General features: G+C 40.5%; 15 protein-coding genes. 4 read left to right on the forward strand and 11 right to left on the reverse strand.

The features are described from left to right. Positions 1-322: 322 nt before the first annotated feature. Both ACFSTH_RS13385 and msrA read right to left on the reverse strand, forming a co-directional pair. A complete protein-coding gene (locus ACFSTH_RS13385) occupies positions 323-934 on the reverse strand; it encodes a nitroreductase family protein (RefSeq protein WP_377769362.1) in 612 nt (203 codons plus the stop codon). Between the two features lie 44 nt (positions 935-978). Further along, entirely contained in the window at positions 979-1,950 is a 972-nt protein-coding gene (msrA, locus tag ACFSTH_RS13390) for a peptide-methionine (S)-S-oxide reductase MsrA (RefSeq protein ID WP_377769364.1), read from the reverse strand. A 294-nt stretch (positions 1,951-2,244) separates the two neighbouring features. On the opposite strand from msrA, the gene ACFSTH_RS13395 reads away from it, so the two are divergent. Both ACFSTH_RS13395 and ACFSTH_RS13400 read left to right on the forward strand, forming a co-directional pair. Then, complete coding sequence (locus tag ACFSTH_RS13395; protein WP_377769365.1) at positions 2,245-2,679, forward strand: hypothetical protein; 435 nt, start codon at positions 2,245-2,247, stop codon at positions 2,677-2,679. Beyond that, positions 2,679-3,761, forward strand: a complete 1,083-nt coding sequence (locus ACFSTH_RS13400; protein ID WP_377769366.1) for a phosphodiester glycosidase family protein — start codon at positions 2,679-2,681, stop codon at positions 3,759-3,761. The genes ACFSTH_RS13395 and ACFSTH_RS13400 overlap by 1 nt, the downstream gene beginning before the upstream one ends. 37 nt (positions 3,762-3,798) lie before the next feature. Here ACFSTH_RS13400 and ACFSTH_RS13405 read toward each other — a convergent pair whose 3' ends face one another. The 4 genes from ACFSTH_RS13405 to ACFSTH_RS13420 all read right to left on the reverse strand — a co-directional run bounded on the left by ACFSTH_RS13405 (position 3,799) and on the right by ACFSTH_RS13420 (position 8,107). Next, positions 3,799-4,821: a 5-oxoprolinase subunit C family protein gene (locus ACFSTH_RS13405; RefSeq protein ID WP_377769367.1), complete on the reverse strand. Its 1,023-nt coding sequence runs from the start codon at positions 4,819-4,821 to the stop codon at positions 3,799-3,801. 48 nt (positions 4,822-4,869) lie between these two features. After that, positions 4,870-5,661 (reverse strand): 5-oxoprolinase subunit PxpB, encoded by a 792-nt coding sequence (gene pxpB, locus ACFSTH_RS13410; RefSeq protein ID WP_377793712.1) that lies wholly within the window; start codon positions 5,659-5,661, stop codon positions 4,870-4,872. Next, positions 5,595-7,052 carry an arylsulfatase gene (locus ACFSTH_RS13415; protein WP_377769369.1) on the reverse strand — a complete coding sequence of 486 codons (1,458 nt, stop codon included), beginning with the start codon at positions 7,050-7,052 and terminating at the stop codon, positions 5,595-5,597. The genes pxpB and ACFSTH_RS13415 overlap by 67 nt, the downstream gene beginning before the upstream one ends. A 278-nt stretch (positions 7,053-7,330) precedes the next feature. After that, on the reverse strand, positions 7,331-8,107 hold the full coding sequence (locus tag ACFSTH_RS13420) for a LamB/YcsF family protein (RefSeq protein WP_377769390.1): 777 nt from the start codon (positions 8,105-8,107) through the stop codon (positions 7,331-7,333). Positions 8,108-8,235: 128 nt separating this feature from the next. Here ACFSTH_RS13420 and csaA point away from each other — a divergent pair, with 128 nt between their 5' ends. Further along, entirely contained in the window at positions 8,236-8,565 is a 330-nt protein-coding gene (csaA, locus tag ACFSTH_RS13425; RefSeq protein ID WP_377769370.1) for a chaperone CsaA, read from the forward strand. A gap of 2 nt (positions 8,566-8,567) precedes the next feature. Here the strand turns inward: csaA and ACFSTH_RS13430 are convergent, their stop codons facing one another. The 5 genes from ACFSTH_RS13430 to xylA all read right to left on the reverse strand — a co-directional run bounded on the left by ACFSTH_RS13430 (position 8,568) and on the right by xylA (position 15,695). Then, positions 8,568-9,779: a GNAT family N-acetyltransferase gene (locus ACFSTH_RS13430; RefSeq protein WP_377769371.1), complete on the reverse strand. Its 1,212-nt coding sequence runs from the start codon at positions 9,777-9,779 to the stop codon at positions 8,568-8,570. 221 nt (positions 9,780-10,000) lie between these two features. After that, positions 10,001-11,254 (reverse strand): MFS transporter, encoded by a 1,254-nt coding sequence (locus ACFSTH_RS13435; RefSeq protein WP_377769373.1) that lies wholly within the window; start codon positions 11,252-11,254, stop codon positions 10,001-10,003. A gap of 346 nt (positions 11,255-11,600) precedes the next feature. Beyond that, on the reverse strand, positions 11,601-12,578 hold the full coding sequence (locus tag ACFSTH_RS13440) for an Rpn family recombination-promoting nuclease/putative transposase (RefSeq protein WP_377769375.1): 978 nt from the start codon (positions 12,576-12,578) through the stop codon (positions 11,601-11,603). Between the two features lie 274 nt (positions 12,579-12,852). Beyond that, positions 12,853-14,349 (reverse strand): xylulokinase, encoded by a 1,497-nt coding sequence (gene xylB, locus ACFSTH_RS13445; protein ID WP_377769377.1) that lies wholly within the window; start codon positions 14,347-14,349, stop codon positions 12,853-12,855. 32 nt (positions 14,350-14,381) lie between these two features. Continuing rightward, positions 14,382-15,695, reverse strand: a complete 1,314-nt coding sequence (gene xylA, locus ACFSTH_RS13450; RefSeq protein WP_377769378.1) for a xylose isomerase — start codon at positions 15,693-15,695, stop codon at positions 14,382-14,384. A gap of 188 nt (positions 15,696-15,883) precedes the next feature. Here xylA and ACFSTH_RS13455 point away from each other — a divergent pair, with 188 nt between their 5' ends. Further along, a complete protein-coding gene (locus ACFSTH_RS13455) occupies positions 15,884-17,056 on the forward strand; it encodes an ROK family protein (RefSeq protein ID WP_377769379.1) in 1,173 nt (390 codons plus the stop codon). Positions 17,057-17,096 lie beyond the last annotated feature (40 nt).

Genomic DNA, 17,096 nt, shown 5'->3' on the forward strand with positions numbered 1-17,096 from the left:
ATAGGTAACTCGAATAATCCATAACATAGGGTTGTAAAAAACGTACATCCTACCCTAGGTCATAGCATCATTCCTTGTTAAATTGTGCCTATTTCGAACCTACTACACTCATAAAACACCTCGTATAAGTATGTCTTTCATTAAAATCTTATGATGAAGCAATAATATAATATTTGTCACCTGAAGTAAAGTACAGATTAATTAAATACGTATCCCATTCACTCAGTAGCGCAATGGAATAGTCACTGAGCCAATGGGATACGGCATAAAAGAGCTATTACAATTACAATAACTTGTGGATAGTTTCTCAACTGCGCATCCTTTACTTACTTTCGTCTGCCCAACTCATAACAGCTTCCACAGGTTTACGAGTCGATACTTTCTCTGGCAAATCAGAATACCCTACATATATAAAACCAACGATACTTTCACGATCCGTTAACTGAAAATGCGAACGCATCGCTTCGTGGTACGTCGCATCACCAGAACGCCAAATCGTTGCTAAACCAAGCTCATGAGCTTGTAACAACATATTTTGTACAGCAGCGTGAGTTGCAGCTAGCTCTTCTTCAATCAGCGCTCTTGGATCATCGGAGGGAGAACAAATCGCTGCAATAACGACTGGAGCACGCATCGCTTTTTGCTCTTCTTTTTGCAATCGTTCTGCTAGTTCTTCACCTAACAATTGCGGATTTTCAGCCATCATTACTTTACCATATCCATCGCCTAGCAATTTCCGCCCATCTCCGGTCATCGCAATAAAGCGCCACGGTTGTGTATTAAAGTGGCATGGTGCCCATGTAGCTGCTTCGATCATATTTTCGATATATTCACGAGGCACTTCCTCTTGCTTTACTCTTCCTATGGATCTTCTAGTACGGATCGCTTCCCCGACAGTTAGCTGCCTCTCTAGTACATCATCTACTTGTTTCATTGTTTGTATTGTCCCCTCTCCTGTTTACAGGCCTTGCTTGTATGCTATCTAAATAACGCTACATACTGTCCGTAACCTTCTTCTTCCAACCGATCCTTCGAAATAAATCGCAGCGCAGCACTATTAATACAATAGCGAAGTCCTCCACGATCAACTGGACCATCTTCAAACAGATGACCAAGATGGGAGTCAGCATCGACACTACGAACTTCTGTCCGCACCATAAAATGTGTCGTATCCTGATGTTCTGTTATAGAAGACTGATGCAACGGTTTCGTAAAACTAGGCCAGCCGCAGCCAGCATCATATTTATCATGTGAACTAAACAATGGTTCACCAGAAACGATATCGACATAGATACCCTCTTCCTCGTGATCCCAGTATTCTCCAGTGAAAGGTCGTTCCGTACCATTATTTTGTGTCACGTGAAATTGAATGTCCGTTAACTCGGCACGCAATTGCTCCACATCTTTTTTCTCCGCACGCCAATGTTCGTTAATAAAAGCATCTCTACCTGAACCTTGTCGATACATTTTATATCGCATCGGATTTTTTTTATAATATTGTTGATGATAATCTTCTGCTGGATAGAAGGTAGGAGCCGCTGTAATTTCGGTTACGATCGGACGATCAAACTTGCCGCTAGCAGCTAACTTCTGCTTGGATGCTTCCGCTAATTGACGTTGCTCTTCTGTATAATAGTAAATCGCTGTACGATAAGAGGCTCCACGATCAAAAAATTGTCCACCTGCATCAGTTGGATCTATTTGTTTCCAAAATACGTCTAGTAGCTTTTCATAAGGAAAAATAGTAGGATCATACGTAATATGAATGACTTCCGCATGACCTGTTGCTTCTGAACAAACTTCTTCATACGTCGGATTGACAGTATGACCGCCTGCATATCCTGATACTACTGCTATAATACCCGGTTGTTCTTCGAATGGTGATACCATACACCAAAAGCAACCGCCTGCAAACATCGCTTCAGCCTGATTATGATGCGACAGCTCCATAGCTATCCCCTCCATCTTCTAATACTAATGATAGCAATAATGCTATTCCACCCCTATTATACATGACAAACGATAGAAACCAAAACTGTTATATTAAGCGATAAATGCAGCTGAGTAGAAGTCGATTATTTCACAATTCAGCTACAATGTTCGTTATTCATCCGCAACCTTTTTGGCGCAATTGCGTTTAGTACAGTGGACAGACTTTTTTTGGCGCATCCTAATATCTTTCGTTCATCTTCGCATCCTCTTCGACTCCCACACAGACGCAACTTGAATTTGAGGTGATACAAGATGAGTGAATTACAAACGGATCTACATTACATTACCAATCAAACGCCTTCTCCAAGACGGACAAAACGTAACAAACGATTACTAGTTGTCTTTCTCATCCTATGGCTTATTTTAATTGGCAGTGGCATCTGGTTAGCGAAATGGTACATTGATACTACAAAAGAGCAAATGACCATTGCCATTGAACAACAAACAAAAGCCGAAGTAACTGCACTGGCTGATCTGTATCAAGCTAATTTGGTAAAACTGGATGAACAATATGAGAAGCGTATGGATGAACTATCCAGCAAAGTCGAAGCGCTCAACGAGCTGCTTACTTTTACAAAAGACAATGCGGACTCGAAGACAGATAATAGCAACAAACTATATTCTGAATTGAACGAAGTGAAGAAGCAATTGAACGAACTTAAAAAGAATTTGGACGTACTGAAATAATGCTAAAAGTTAACTATATTAACCGCTTCATGCTATTTGTTTGTACCCCTTTTCTTGGGATGCTCATCTGGTTATTACTAAGCAGCGCCTCCATCCAATTAACTTCAGCGGAGCTACAATCGGAGGCAAACAAACCGGAAGCAATCACATTTTCGAGAGAACATGAACGACTGATCAAACAACTCAATCTAGCAGAAGCTACTGCTGTCCATACACAACAATCGATCCACAAACAGTTAAAGCTCTACAACGAAACCAATGCTACTATGAAGCAAATAGCCAAAACAACAAGAGAGCAAGCTAATCGCCCGCTCCAAATCTATGACAAGAAAATTACGAGTAAATTAGGAAAGCCAGTCTCTACTATTGAAGGAAAAAACATGCGGGCGCAGCTCTTTTATAATCATCAAGAACAATATAGAAGCTACCTAGTCAAGATCAAGTTAAAAACAGACGATGCAATGAAGATGGTGCTTGGCGGCGATGAGTTAGGTAAAGCAAATACAACACTAGCTGCGGTCAAACAACATAAGGCGGCTGTAGGCATTAATGCCGGAGGGTACGCCGATAGTAAAGGGAAACGATATCCAATTGGCACAACTATCGTCGATGGCGAGTACAGTAATGGCGGATTTGCAGCAACTTACGCGGATCTAGCTTTTGTTGGCATGAGCAAAAATAATAAACTAATCGGCGGCAAATTTTCTAATCAACAACAACTAGATAAATTGAAGCCGAAATTCGGAGCTACTTTCGTACCTGTCTTAATGAAAAAAGGTGTAGCACAAACCATTCCAGAAAAGTGGAAAACTACTCCTGCCCGTGCTCCACGTACTGTTATAGCAAATTACAAAGACGATCAATTACTTCTACTCGTTACCGATGGCTACAATAAAGGCGGTAATGGTGCTGGTGCTACACTCGCAGAAGTACAATCATCATTGAAAAAATTCGGTGTAGTAGATAGCTATAATTTAGACGGTGGCGGTTCCACTACTCTCGTGTTCAACGGTAAATTAATTAATAATCCTGCCGATGGGCAGCTTCGAAAATTACCGACACATTTTTTGTTTTTTAAATAGTACAATAATAAACAAACAATCACGTTAAAACTACGCACTATCGTAGCTTCAACGTGATTGCTGTTTTTAATAGTGCAAACGACTGAGCCTGCTGTAAAAGTAATGCTTCTGCTTCTTGCAAACTAACCAATTGAAACGTAACCTTATCTCCTGGTTTCAGTTGCGCCAGCTTTGGCAAGTCTATCGTACAAACATGAGCAATCCGTGGATAACCACCTGTCGTTTGTCGATCTGCCAGCAATATAATAGGTTCTCCACTTGGTGGAAGCTGCATCGTTCCTGTTGCTACTGGTTCGGAAATTAATTCTTCGGCATTAGCTAATTTAAGCAGCTCTCCCTGCAATCGATACCCCATTCGATCAGACTGACTACTCACACGAAATGTCGTATGAAGCAACCGGTGTTTACTTTGTTCTGTCAGCTCTGCAAACTGTGCACCTACTATTATTCGGATAGCTGTATTCGTTTGTGGATAATATGGAGCAGCATTAGCGAACCATGTTGGTGACAGCATAGGTTGAAAAGACTTATATATTTTCACAGCTTGTTCCGACGGATGATGATGGGTAATGCGATCTCCTGCTGCTAACGATTTACCACCGCCTGGCGGAAGACCTCCTAGCCCACTTCGCAACGCCGTACTGCTACTTCCTAATTCCACCGCTGCTTGCACACCACCCCATATCGCCATATACATCGCTAGCCCTTTTTTTTCAGGTGAAAAATATAACTGCATCCCGATACTGACTGCGACAGGTCGCCATAGCGGAAGTAGCGTTCGCTGCTCTTGTACAACTGACGATTGAGCTTTCGTCACTTCTACTTTCATACCGAACCCACAAATAGCAATTAACATCGGGCGCTCTACTAGGAAACTGGTTTCACCATACATTATTTCAATTGCTGGTACACATGACTCATTGCCAACTAACATATTCGCCGTTTGCAACGCATGGAGATCCATCGCCCCACTCGGTCCTACTCCCACTTGTTGATAACCAAACCTACCACCATCTTGGATCGTTGCCAATGTACCCGCTCGTATCACTACTAAAGCCATCCTACCTGTTTGCCTCCGATCACCGTTGACTCCTTGTTGCTATTGCTGCTACACCCATTTGTCGTACTCTGCTTCGGAAATGGGAACAAATTTTATCCGCTTACCTGCTTGCAAAACTGCGGGTGGATCATGGTCAGCATCAAATAACGTAAGTGGTGTTCTGCCAATAATGTTCCATCCTCCTGGCATCGCAGTAGGATATATGCCGGTTTGTAAACCGGCAATTCCAACACTCCCTGCTGCTACCAACGTACGCGGCTGATCTCTCCGTTTGTACGTAATTCGTTCATCCATTCCACCTAAGTAAGGAAAACCTGGTGCAAAACCTAACATATAGATAAGATATAATGGCTCACTATGAATCGCAATCACTTCCTGCACAGAAAGCTGACAAGCAGCTGCCAATTCAGCCAGATCAGGACCAAACGATCCTCCATAGCAAACTGGAACTTCGATCACCGGGCTACTACACTGCTCTTCCCCCAACGACACTCTCTGCTCCGCTAATATTTCCTCAACAATTTGAGCAACGATAGTGAACACAGTGCTATCTCGCTGCTTGCCTACTGGTAACTGTTGTTGCAGCACAGCTATAGGCTCATAATGTACCGCAATTGCCGCATAACTAATTACTACTTCAACTAAGCCGTGAAATGGTCGTTGTTCTAGTAACTGTTTAGCTTCCATCACTTGTCTATGCGCCTCTATTGCAATTTGCTTACCAAAACGAATCAGTAGCGCACTATCACCTAGCGGCTCTATCGTATAACTTTTCATCTCGTCTGATTTATCCGCTCTGCATAGTGTGGTGACACAATCGGCGGTTTGCCCGCTTGGCAAACTAACGAATCTCCGTCTGTCAGCCCTAATTGACGAGGTGCTAATTCTAACACTAATTTATTGCGCCAATCTAGTAGTTGTTCCTTATAATTAGGATCACTAGCTACATTTTGACACTCGCACGGATCTTTCGTCAAATCAAATAGTTGCTCTGTCCCGAGTCGTGGAAACCAAATATATTTCATCTTCCCATCTGTTACATACTGCATCTCTTGTTCTTCCGAGTAACAAGTACTATGTTCTCCATGCACATAATCCCGTTGAAAATTAGTTTCCCCTCGCATTAAAGGTAACAAACTTAGCCCATCTACCGTATCCGGAATCGAAGCACCTACCGCCTCCAACAACGTTGGCATAATATCTTGTAATACTACTGGAGTATCCACTTGCTTCGCCATTTTCCCAAAAGAAGATGGTAATCGAACAATAAACGGAATATGTGCCGAGCCTTCGTAAGCATATGTTTTTCGCCACAGATTATGATCGCCCAGCATATCGCCATGATCCGATGTAAATACAATAATCGTGTTATCTAACAATTTTTGATCCGTCATAAATTGAAGCAAGCGACCAATCTGATGATCGATATGATGAATAAGTCCATAATACCCGGCTCGCGCTCGTTTAATTTCTTCCTCACTGCGTACTCCCCGCCAAGCATCAGGCCTCGCCGCTTCTTCCGGACAATCATGCATACTCGCCCAATCGCCAATCATCGGTGTCGGCATCTCTTTATTAGCATACAAATCAAAATAAAACGGTAATGCATCATAAGGGGAATGTGGTCTAGCAAACGATGTTTTCAGAAAAAAAGGTTTAGATGGATCTCGCTTCTTCAAAAAGGCGATTGATTCATTAACGGTCCAATTCGTCGGGTGTAAAAATTCAGGAGCATGATACGGTCTTGCCATCCAAGAATTCCAACCAATACCATGATCAACAAAATCATATTCCCCTGTCCTATTACGTTCAAACCACATACGATAATCAGATTTAAACCCAGGATCATGCACTCTACCCGATTCATCTAATTGCGTATGATGAAATCCATTGAGCGACCGTTGCGGATAAAAATGCATTTTGCCAACACCTTGCGTATGATAGCCCGCAGTTGCCAGCTCTCCTGGGAGCGTATGACGAAAACCAGTGCCCATCTGTCCCTGTCCCCGTCCCATTCCCAGCACACCTGTATTCCACGGATTCATCCCTGTCAATAAACTCGCTCTAGCTGGTATACAAGATGGACTTGGCGTATAAGCATGAGTAAACACCGTTCCTTCGGAAGCTAACCAATCCAAATTTGCCGTCTCCACCACTGAATTGCCATAGCTCCCTAGCGTATCCCATCGTTGCTGGTCCGTCATCAATAATAAAATATTAGGTTGCGTCATAAATACATCCCACCTCTAATAATATATACATCACTTTATACACATCACTTTTTTTGTAAGCGTATACCACTTTCATAATTATAACATAATACGACTTTCTGTATTCTAATTTATCGTAAAAGGCTATGTCGGCAGTAAGTATCCCATTCGCTCCGTGCAAAATACCCACCCACTGAGCGATGGGGATACGCTAATAAAGAAAATCTAGACTTGTAGGATGACTTGTTCCCCAGCAAATTTTATCCAGCGGATTACAATTCCTTATCGCCTGAAAATTGTTATAACCTAACTCCCTTTCCCCTTATGACCCAACCAGCTTCCTTTAATTGCTGTGAAAGCAGTCGAGCAAACTGTACCGCAGCGCCATTATCTCCGTGAATACAAATCGTATTTGCTTGAAGCGGCAGAAATTGACCAGTTCTAGTTGTTACTTTGCCAGTCGTTATTATTTGTAAAACTTGCGCAGTTGCTTCGTTGACATCTGTTATGCTGGCAGCATGATGTGTGCGGGGCGTGAGACTCCCATCCTGTTCATAGCGGCGATCAGCAAATACTTCACTGGCATAAGCTAATCCCCTTTGCTTTGCTGCTCGTATTAATTGACTATCAGCGAGTCCATATAAAATAAGTTGGTCGTCTACTTTATAAACTGCTTTTACTATCGCTTCAGCTAAATGCTCATTGCGAGCTGCCATATTGTATAGCGCACCATGGGGTTTCACATGGCGAACAATGCCACCTTCAGCTTTAGCAACAGCCATTAGCGCCCCTAACTGATAAAGAACTAATTCGTACACATCTTCCGCTGAAACTTGTAATTCTCGTCTACCAAACCCATGCAAATCAGCTAATCCCGGATGCGCACCGATTGCTACGTCATGCTCCAATGCTAAGCGCACAGTGCGACGCATCGTTTTTGGATCACCGGCATGAAAACCACAAGCAATGTTCACTGAACTAACGTGCTGCATTAACATTCGTTCTTCTTGCTCCGTTAGTAATCGGTAAGCGCCGTAATCTTCCCCTATATCACAATTCAAATCAATTATATTAATACGTTCAGCACACATAAAAAACACCCCTTTTACTCATTATAGAGCAAAATCGGGTGTGATTATTAACTAGTAATTTAATTCTGCTATAATAATACTATTATTATAAAGACAAAGGAGTCCAATACCTAATGGCAACTATAGAAGACTTTGCAGCACTTGATATTCGAGTAGGAACGGTGCTCACTGCACAGCCTTTTCCAGAAGCACGTAAACCAGCAATTAAAATGACAATTGATTTTGGCGAGCTCGGTGTAAAACAATCCTCTGCCCAAATTACGAAACGCTATGCTGCTGAACAACTTATTGGAAAACAAGTCATTGCAATTATTAATTTTCCATCAAGAAAAATTGCCGGTTATAAATCAGAAGTACTTGTACTAGGTGGCGTGCCATCAGCAGATGATGTTGTATTGCTACAACCAGATCAACTTTTACCAAATGGAACGCCGATTGCGTAATTTTAAAAATAATCAGAAAAATACGATGTTTGTTGCTCGATTGCATCTTCTAATAGATCAACAATCTCATCAGAACAGGTTAAGCGACCTATTTTATGCAAATAGTCTGGTCGTTTGTAGCCGAGCAACATCGTTGTCATCGTTTGGATATCTATTCTGGAATTACTTCGTTCCGTTGTTCGTTCAATGGAACCTTTTCCGTCTGCTGCAATGTGTAGCTTAAACACACCTTGATTCCATGCAAGCAACGGATCATCCAATGTAAATACCCACGTTCGTTCGAATGTATCTGCTTTGAAAGGATATTGTGCAACAAATTGTTCAATATCAACGATACGAGCCATGTAATATGGAGAAATAGTTTCTTTTATATCCGCATCTTCCAACAAAAATGCAAGTGGTTCATCTGTATGTGTACGCCCAACTACTTTGGTAATCATAGAAAAATGGGCACTTATAAAGTTCCACAACCCACTTCTCGCTTCTTCATTCATAAAAATCATATCTTTAATATGAAATATTTCATCGGCAATCCAGTACAAGACGTAACCATCTGGTTCACGATTTTCATTGTAATAAATGGCTGCTGTTAAATCATCCGAATCCCAAAACCAGTACTCATTCCACGCTAATTTATTACGAATCATCGCACCATGTGTTTTTAGTGAAAACCGTTCATACGCTTGGCGTACTTCTTCACTTTGTGGAGCTACTCGTTCAACATCGCCGGTTACTTGCTTTAATTTAGGCAATTGATAATCTTGTACTTCGTACACAATACGATCCGATATAACCTCCCATCCTTTACGACGATAATACGGGATAGAATACGGATATAAGTACGATATCGATTGATTTTTAAGACGCATATTTTCCAATGCTTTATATAACAGTTTGTTCATCAGCCCTTGGTTAGAATACTCCGGAAAAGTACCAACACTAGTAATCCCGCCCATATCATAAGTTTTTCCGAATATATTCACTTGAAATGGGTAAACAGCAACTTGTGATACAAGCTTGTCTCGATCAAACCAGCCCCATACATCTGCATGCTCTAGTACTGGGGAAATAGCTTGCACCATTTCTTCTTCATCCCAGCCTATTCGATACAAAGATTGATGTGTCACCTGAAAAACATAACGTAATAGTTCACTATATTGCTGCAAATGTTCCGGTTCCACTTTCTGCATTTTCAACTGTTTTTTTCGACTCATAAAGATCCTCTCTCTTCGTTTTTAGTCATCATTGATATAGTAATAAACTAATTACTAATTATTAAAATCGTGAATGACTATCATTCATTGTATTAAATTATGAGCAACTAGTCAAAAAAGAACAGACCTTCATCGCTGAAAACCTGTTTAATAAGTATAGTATATACTTGACTACAGCGGTCTAATCCATTTTTTCACACTGACTATATGGATGATATGAATTAAACCGATTCTACTGACTCACTAGTTGTTTTTTGAAATGTAGGGCGCATTTCTTTTAATGTACGCAGCCATAACGCTGTTACTACAAATAATATGGCAGAAATGCTATAGACGGGGACTATGCCACCCGTAGCTTCCAAAACCCAAAAACTAATCATAGGTCCAAGTGCTGCACCCAAATCGGTAGCGACGGAATAAGCAGTCATAATAGCGATGACCATCGAGGACTTGCCAATATCTGAAGCGACGGCGTCCATTAACGTTGTTACTGCCGTTCCCGTTACTAAAGCAAACAGTACAATTAGTATCCATATATAGATTGGAAGTGACCATGGAATTAACGCAAAACAAATAGCGGCAATCATCAACGATGCAAACAATAACGGCGTTCTCCCTTTCGGACCATCCGACATGCGACCAATCCAAACTGCGAGGAATGGCTCCCATAACCAACGAGCAGCTTGAATCGCACCAGCTAATGCAGTACTGCCCAATATAATACCGAAAACCGATATATCAGACGCATAATGGGTTTCAATAACTAAACTTAACGTAGCACTCATCGTCGCATATAGTAGCGAAATTAATAGACCTCCAATAATAATTTTGAGAACAGGAGCTGATTTTAAATAAACAGAAACTTGCTTAAAGGAAGGACTTACTGAAGTTTCATTCGTCGTTTGTTTAGATACAAACAACATAATGATCGGTATACCAATGGCACATATACAACCAAATACGATAGCAACAGTTGGCAAACCAATGATCGGCACCAAAATACCACCTGCAAGCATACCTACTAAACTTCCTAACCGAGAAACACCATTGAATTTTCCCATCACATATCCACGATTCGTATCATCGGAATAATTAATAACAGCAAAATAACCGCCAATCCGCAGTAACGACCATGCAATTCCCCATATTATACGTAATATTAACCAAATAATAAAACCTTTAAAAACCCCATAGCCAATTGTCGTTAATGTACCCAATACTATTGCTACCAACAATCCCGTTCGCAGAGACATTTTGTGATATAACCAACCCAAAATAGGATTAAGTGGTAAACGTACAAAACGATTAATCGATAATAAAATTCCTACTTGCCATAACGAATCAAGTCCAATTTGACGCCAATAGACAGGTAAAACAATATATAACATAGAATCGCCTAATAAACTAATCGCTGTAACAATTGCTACCATAGTGACAGGCGTAAGTCGTTCTTTTAAACGGATAATAACACCCATTATATTCCTCCTTTACGTTATACTTTTACGCCATTCTTTTTACTTGTTCAGTTAAAATAATTGACTTGTTATTAGATTAGTCATCTTTCTTCAGAAGGTCAATGTTTTTCGTTGCTTTCACACTATCTTTACATGTTATTAATTACTTTTAATTGTTTTTTCTTTTTTTCTGCGTATCTTTCCTGTTCATTTCTTGGCAATTTTCTAAAACAGAACACAAAAAAGACACAACCTTAGTTCACCGACTATTAACAACTATTTGTTAGTAATCAGTACCCTCAAAGCCGTGCCTCTATAGAACAAGCTACTATAATATCGAAGTATTTAATACATCACAGTTCCTATATTAGCTTAATTGTTGTAATCGTTTTATTTCCTCCATAGATAGTCCCGTAGCGGCAGCTATTACATGATCATCTAGTCCTAATCGAACCATTCGTGTCGCTATTATTTCCTTCGTTTCTTGTGTACCTTCTAATTTTCCTTCTAACTTACCTTCCAATTTACCTTCTTGTTTCCCTTCTAATTTAATATCACTTATTACTTTTTCCAGTCCCATTATCGACACATCTCCTTTCGCACTATGTATAAACTGTACTATTTTGAAAGCATCATCTGGTAGTTTGCGACCAATAATGTTCGCTATCCAAGTCAATAACTTTTGCTGATTATCTTCAGGAAGCTTACTTATAATACGTACCAATTTCCTTAATCTATTAGTTAATTGTTCTTTCTCTTCTGCTTGATCTAATAAAAAAACAGATGCAATCGTGTTAGACATCATTAGCAGATCTTCTTCACTATAACGTGCAACATCAATCAGTATATATTCAAAATTTAATAACTCCGAGGTAAATAATTGCTCGTTAACTAACAGTTGACGAACCTGCCGCTGCGCATGCCACTTCTGCTTTCCATTATATAAAACAATCGGGATAATAGGTGGCAATCGAAATGTTTTTCGATTAGCAGCTATTTGCTCATCGTTTTGCAACAAGTAACGCCATACTTCCACTTGATACAGTAGTAATCGATAAGCCATCCGGAAATCAACGGTCGATTGCATTTCTAATAATAAATAAAATATAACATCTTGCTCGTTTACTTGCACACGATAGATAAGATCTGCTTCTTTTCGTTTAAAGTCCTGTAATACAAACGTATGTGAAATTTCCTCCACATGATCTTCCTCTATATTATTTACCCAATCTCGTGCAATAAAGCTGCGTAGCAATTCAATAAATATCTTTTTATTCGATAATAAAAAACGATAAGAACTATCATGCTGTTGATATAATCGTTCCTTATTTTCTGTCGAATCCATCTACTTTCATTCCCTTCGACTTATTTTTAGTATACTCATTTTCGAGTTAAAAGTGTAGCACAACAACTGGTTCTCTCTATACACATGTTAGTTATCACAAAGCAACATGCTGTTAAAAACAAAAAAACTGCGCACAGATGCAAGCATTACTCTCATACCTAATAGGTAAACAAGAGTGCTTCTCTTCTGTACACAGTTTCGTATCATCTAAATATCGTATCCATATTGTTGATTAGACTATGTTATAACCAATTCCAGTCTCTAGCTACCACATTTAAGCTCTAAAAGGTACAAGCTGCTCATTTATTTGCTTCGTTTGTGTATAAACCTGTTGGTAAATAGCGAATAGTTCAGCATAAGTCTGAGTTGCTTGTTCTTCGGGAGCATAAGTAGCACCATACTTTACAAATTGTTGTGCACAATCTTGTAAAGTGCTGAACCAACCAGCTCCGACTGCCGCTAACATCGCTGCTCCTAAGCCTGGTCCTTGCTCATTTTCCAAGGCTACAACAGGCGTGTTAAAAATATCCGCTTGCATCTGTAGCCATATTTTATTTTGCCCGCCACCGCCAATAGACACCACTTTATCAATCTGCTTGCCAGCATTGCGTAATAAGTCAATGGATTCATGCAAGGAATAGGTAATTCCTTCCATAACAGCTCGTACAAAATGACTGCGACGATGGCTACCATCCATCCCGATAAAACTAGCACGAATATTAGCGTCGGCATAAGGTGTTCGTTCTCCAACCAAATATGGTGTAAACAATAAACCGTTACTGCCTGGAGAAATTGTATCGATCCCACCTAACAACTGATCAAACGTTTCGTGAGGGGCGAATACTTCTTTGAACCAGCTTAAACTATAACCAGCAGCTAGCGTAACTCCCATCGCATAGTAAGCATCCTGCATACCATGATTAAAGAAATGAACTTTTCCAGCAAAGTCACTTGTTTTATCTGCTTCATAAGCAAGAATAACGCCAGATGTACCGATACTGCTTAACGTCAGTCCTTCGTGTAGAATACCCGCACCAATAGCACCACATGCATTATCTGCACCACCCGCAAAAACATTCGTAGTCGGATCCAATTGGACCTGCTCCGCAATTGCCGGCAGTAGCTCCCCTACATGATCGTGTGATTCCACTAACGGCGGACAGAGCGATAACGGTAATTGGAATGACTGTAATAACGTTTCACTCCATCGTTTATCTGCTACATCGAGCAATAATGTTCCCGCTGCATCGGAATAGTCCATATGCAACTGCCCCGTAAGCCGATAACGCACATAATCTTTTGGTAGTAGAAATACATTTGCTTGTGCAAATACGTCCGGTTCATGTTCACGTACCCACAATATTTTTGGCAATGTGAAACCTTCTAACGCTTGATTACGAGCAATTTGTATTAGCTTCTCACCAAGTACTTGCTCAATATAACGACATTGCGCAGTTGTCCGTGTATCATTCCACAAAATTGCTCGGCGAAGTGGCACACCTTCTTTATCTAATAACACAAGCCCATGCATTTGTCCCGAAAAGCTTATTCCTGCTACTTCGTTGCTCGCAACTTTGGCAGACGTAACTACTTCATCAATAGCAGCAATCGTACCTCGTACCCAATCTTCCGGATCTTGTTCACTCCACCCTGAATGATCATGATAGAGAGGATAATTGCTAGCCGCTTCGGCTACTACTTGCCCACTTTTATTGACCAATAGTGCCTTCACAGCGCTCGTTCCCAAATCTATACCAATGACATAACTCATAAGTACGCCTCCCGACGTAAATGATACGTTAATTACACGCTAAAAATAACTTCACTTAATAGTAAACGTAGACGTTCTTGACGACCAGAACGATTAACGATTGGATTATTTTGCAATGCATACTGCTCTAATGAAGCTAATGTCGCTTTCCCTGCAACGATATCTGCACCAATGCCTGTATTAAAACTGCTATAACGCTCTTCTATTACACTGTCAAATATTTTTTCATCGATCAGTTTAGCCGCTGCTTTCAAGCCCCAAGCAAAGCTATCCATACCAGCAATGTGAGCTAGGAACAAATCGTCATCTTCGAAAGAAGCACGGCGTACTTTTGCGTCAAAGTTAATACCACCACGACCGATACCACCTGCTTTTAGCACTTCAAACATTGCCAGTGTCGTACCATATAGATCTGTTGGAAATTCATCCGTATCCCAGCCTAATAGTAGATCGCCTTGATTCGCATCTAGTGAACCGAGCATACCGTTGATCGCAGCTGTCCGAATTTCATGCTCGAATGTATGACCAGCAAGTGTCGCATGGTTCGCTTCCAAATTCAGCTTAAATTTATCTTGCAAATTATATTTGCGCAAAAACGAAATCGTAGTTGCCGCATCAAAATCATACTGATGTTTGGTCGGCTCTTTTGGTTTCGGTTCAATTAAAAACTGTGCGTCGAAGCCAATTTCTGCTGCATAATCAAGCGCCATTTGATACAAGCGAGCTAGATTATCTAGTTCAAAGCCCATATCCGTATTAATTAATGTTTCGTATCCTTCGCGACCACCCCAGAACACATAGTTTTCGGCACCTAGTTCTTTACCTACTTCTAAGCCTTTTTTAATTTGAGCAGCAGCGTAAGCGTAGACATCAGCATTGTTCGTCGTACCAGCACCATGAACATAGCGAGGATTCGTAAACATATTAGCTGTATTCCACAACAATTTTTTGCCTGTTGCTTGCTGTTGTTCTTTTAGTAGTGCTACTATGACATCCAAGTTTTTGTTCGTCTCTGCAAGTGTAGCTCCTTCAGGCGCAATATCTACATCGTGAAAAGCATAAAAAGGAATATTTAACTTTTCCATAAATTCAAAATTTGCTTCTACTCGAGCTTTCGAACGATCTAATCCATCTAGTTTGTCCCAAGGACGCACCATCGTGCCGGCGCCGAATTGATCTGCTCCATTCGCATTAAACGTGTGCCAATAAGCCACTGCAAAACGCAAATGCTCCTCCATTGTTTTACCAAGCACCATTTGTTTGGGATCATAATGTTTAAACGCAAATGGGTTGTCAGAACCTTTACCTTCAAATCCGATTTTTCCTATATTTTTAAAATAACTCATATTAAATAGCCTCCCCATCATTTTAAGTTGTTATCTCTTAACAACAGAATACCACGTTTTCACCAAGTTTGTCTATCCGATAAACTAAGTTCATTTGCTTTTTATTTTGCAAAGTTCATTCTTACGACAATCTGATTTCGTGATATAATGAATGACAAAATTGTATGTAACAAAAAGGAGTTTTTTCGGTGAAGGCAAAATCTACTGGCGATCAAGCACTAATAAAAAAAATAAATACTGCTATCGTTCTTGATGCCGTTTTACAACATGAGCCAATATCAAGAGCTAAAATCTCGGTATTAACCGGGCTGAATAAAGCGACCGTTTCTAATCTTGTCCAAGATTTATTGGATCAACAGCTTGTTTTGGAAGCAGGCACCGGTAAATCTAGTGGCGGTCGTAAACCAGTTATTTTACACTTCAACCATCGCGCAGGGTTTGCCATCGGTATTGATTTGGGCGTCAATTATTTACATGGAATTTTAACGGATGTAACAGGAAACATCCTACACAAATATGAGTTGGCTCATCAATTACGAGACAGTGAACAAATTATAGAATTATTGGTCGAATGTGTACAACAATTAAGTAAGCAAATGCCCGAAAGTCCTTATGGATTAGTCGGTCTAGGCATTGGCGTTCCTGGTTTAGTAGATGAACTAGGTACTGTACTGCTTGCCCCCCATTTGTTATGGAAACAAGTCAATTTACAACAAATACTAGAAACTCGTCTACAAGTTCCCGTCATCGTAGACAACGAAGCGAACGCTGGAGCACTCGGCGAATTAATATATGGAGCAGGCCGCAAAACAACGAACCAAATCTACATTAGTGTCGGCATCGGTATTGGTACAGGGCTCGTATTAAACAATCAATTATACAAAGGAGCTTATGGTTATTCTGGCGAACTAGGTCATATGTCGATCAAATTTGACGGTGACAGATGTAGTTGTGGTAACTATGGTTGCTGGGAACTTTACGCTTCCGAACAAGCTTTGTTAAATGGTGCTGCATCGCTAGGGATGCATAGTTTATCCCAATTATTGCAAGCCGCAGAATCTGGTCATAAAGAAGTTTTAGCTCTATTTGATCACGTTGGCGCCTTTCTCGGAACTGGTATAGCAAACATTGTTAACACCTTCAATCCCGATCTGATTATTATAGGTAATCGAATGAGTCGGGCAAGAAAATTTCTTGCCTCATCGGTGCAGGAAGCAATTATTGCACGAACGTTACCGTTAAATAGAGAACACATTAAACTTCAATTTGCAGAACTTGAAGATCACTCTGCAGTTCATGGCGCTGCATATGCGGCGTTGGCACGCTTTTTGACACAAGTGAAAGAAGGGAATCTAATCTAGATTCTTGGTCTTGATTCTGCTTCTTTCACTTTTTGCTACG

Source organism: Paenibacillus yanchengensis, from assembly GCF_042684845.1.
Lineage (GTDB): Bacteria > Bacillota > Bacilli > Paenibacillales > Paenibacillaceae > Pristimantibacillus > Pristimantibacillus yanchengensis.